The organism is Actinomyces urogenitalis DSM 15434, assembly GCF_000159035.1.
Lineage (GTDB): Bacteria > Actinomycetota > Actinomycetes > Actinomycetales > Actinomycetaceae > Actinomyces > Actinomyces urogenitalis.
On the sequence record NZ_DS999584.1, the window covers coordinates 1 to 1,618 of the forward strand.

2 protein-coding genes are annotated in these 1,618 nt (G+C 70.6%); both read right to left on the reverse strand.

The window, feature by feature from the left end; all coding sequences use genetic code 11:
- Positions 1–857, reverse strand: an 857-nt coding sequence (locus HMPREF0058_RS11315; protein ID WP_006549930.1) for an NADH-quinone oxidoreductase subunit J, incomplete at its 3' end; no start/stop codon positions are given.
- The gene (nuoI, locus tag HMPREF0058_RS11320) at positions 857–1,555 is read right to left on the reverse strand and encodes an NADH-quinone oxidoreductase subunit NuoI (protein WP_006549931.1); all 699 of its coding nucleotides are present in this window, start codon (positions 1,553–1,555) and stop codon (positions 857–859) included. The genes nuoI and HMPREF0058_RS11315, both read right to left, overlap by 1 nt.
- Positions 1,556–1,618: the final 63 nt, after the last annotated feature.

The following is a 1,618-nucleotide window of genomic DNA, read 5'->3' on the forward strand; positions in this document are numbered from 1 at the left end:
GAGGGCATGCCGGAGCGGGCGACGTCAGCGTCCTCGCGGCTGCGGATACGGCCGGCACGCTGGGCGGCGGCGTACTCGGGCGAGACCTCGGCAAGCTCCAGGCCCTGCCCGCGGGCTCGTAGCACGCGAGGAATCGACTCCTCGACGGTCTGGCCGGAGGCAGAGATCGCCGGGGCGGCGGCCGTGTTGGTCGAGGCGTAGACACCGCTCATGGGCTTCTGGCCCGGGTGGGCACCGCGCTCGGTGTAGGCGCGCATCTTGGCGTCCACGGTGGTGCGCTGAGTGACCTTGGCGCGGATGCGCTGGCGGTGGGTCAGGGTCAGGGCGCCGGTGGCCGCCACGATGAGCAGCAGGCCGGTCAGCTCCATGGCCACCACGTGCTGCCCGAAGAGCAGGGTGGCCAGGTCAGCCGGGGCGGCCCCCTGTCCCTGGTCCAGCCCGGCGGCGTCGGGGAACTGCGTGCGCCACACGACGCCGGCCACCAGCACTGCCAGCCCGAGGCCGAACAGGGCGATGATCCACTTCGTGGCCGGGGAGCCGGCCGAGCCGACGGGCTCGTCACCGCCCACACCCACGAGCATGACGACGAAGAGCACGAGGGTCATCACCGCGCCGGTGTAGACGACGATCTGCGTGATACCGAGGAAGGGCGCCTCGTTGGCGATGTAGAGGACCGCCAGGGCGATCATGATCGCGATCATGTTGACGGCGGCGCTCACCGCACGCTTGGCGGTGAGCAGGCCGATGCCGCAGACCACGGTGACCAGCGCGACGACGGCGAAGAGGATGGTCTCGCCGGTCGACACCGTGCCGGTCTCGGTCAAGGACGCTGGCAGGAGAGCGGTCAGGGTAGCCATCAGTGGACGGCCTCCTTCGCAAGGTCGGGTGCGGCCACGGGCTTGGCGGTCGCGAGCGTCGGGTCCTCAGGACGGTGGGCGCGCACCCAGTCGACCTGCGCCTGGGTCACGCCCGTGACGGCGCCACGGTAGTAGTCGCCGTCCTCGGTGCCCTCCACCATGGGGTGCGGTGCGTCCAGCCCGCCCTGCGGGACCGGCGCGAGCAGGTCCTGCTTCTCGTAGATGAGACCGCCACGGCTGGGACCGACGAGCTCGTCGATCTCGTGGGTCATCGTCAGCGCCCGGGTCGGGCAGGCCTCGATGCACATGCCGCAGAAGATGCAGCGCAGGTAGTTGATCTGGTAGACGCGCCCGTAGCGCTCGCCGGGCGAGTACTGGGCACCCGGGGCGTTGGAGGCGGCCTCGACGTAGATGGCGTCAGCCGGGCAGGCCCAGGCGCACAGCTCGCAGCCGATGCACCGCTCCAGGCCATCGTCGTAGCGGTTGAGCTGGTGACGACCGTGGTAGCGGGGCATGAGCACCGGACGGACGAAGGGGTACTGCTCGGTGACCGTGGGGCGGAAGATCGAGGAGATCGTCACCCCGTACCCGGCCACCGGCGCGAAGACGCGTCCCAGCGTGGAGGGGGCGTCGGCAAGCCACTGGTCGTGCTTGCTCTCCCCCTGCGGGTGGGAGGCGGGTGAGTTCTGGTCAGTCATCAGTTCCCTCCTGGACAGTCGTCTCAGTGCTGGGGGTTGACGTCGCGCCGCCGGCGAGCACCG

Coding starts and splice junctions, on each gene's coding strand:
- nuoI (WP_006549931.1), bottom strand. CDS start 1,555: ATGACTGACCAGAACTCACCCGCCTCCCACCCGCAGGGGGAGAGCAAG.